Source organism: Leptolyngbya sp. CCY15150 (genome assembly GCF_016888135.1).
GTDB lineage: Bacteria > Cyanobacteriota > Cyanobacteriia > RECH01 > RECH01 > RECH01.
In genome coordinates, this window is record NZ_JACSWB010000035.1 from 1 (window position 1) to 674 (window position 674).

A 674-nucleotide genomic window follows, 5' to 3' on the forward strand; every position below is an offset into this window, starting at 1 on the left:
TCAGATGCTCATACGGCTTATGAATCAATTTCGAGGAGTGCCTGCTACGACGCTACGAGAGTTTTCTTCTGCCTAGAGTCATTGAAGAGCGATAAGTGCTCTTGCCATCAATGAATTCAAAGAGTGTTCCTTGATTCATGATATTGTTGCGCAAGTGGCATCATGGGGATTTGGTTCTTTTGACGCTGAAGCAGGTAAGTGGTCAACTTTTTTATATTCACTTCAAAAAAAGGCAAGAGATATTATTCCTCAAACCATTCGCACTGAAGTAATTAATGCCTTGAGTGAGCTTCTAGCTCTAAGCTCCTCTAAAGATGAGTATATCTGTCAGTGCATAGCGGATAGTTTAGTAAAAATTGACCCCAGAAACAAGGGTGCTGTTATGTCCCTATGTCAGATCATCAAGAATTCTAAGGATGAGAAGATCCGTCAAAGTGCAGTGGAGAGTTTTTTGAACGTTGTGCCCGAAGATGCTAAGGCGATCGCCACATTGATCGAACTTCTCAATAACTCTAAGAGTCAAAATATTCGTCAGACTATATCAAAAAATCTAGACAATGTTACCCACGGAGATGCTGGGGAGCATCCCACTTTCGACAAAATAGTCAACAGGCAAGCTGCCCATTGAGGTAGGCACAACGCAAACTCAACATCGCATTGACAGAGGCCGTATT

1 protein-coding gene is annotated in these 674 nt (G+C 42.1%); it reads left to right on the forward strand.

The window, feature by feature from the left end; translation table 11 throughout:
* Positions 1–130: 130 nt before the first annotated feature.
* Complete coding sequence (locus JUJ53_RS00150; RefSeq protein WP_204149986.1) at positions 131–628, forward strand: hypothetical protein; 498 nt, start codon at positions 131–133, stop codon at positions 626–628.
* The last annotated feature ends 46 nt before the right edge of the window (positions 629–674 follow it).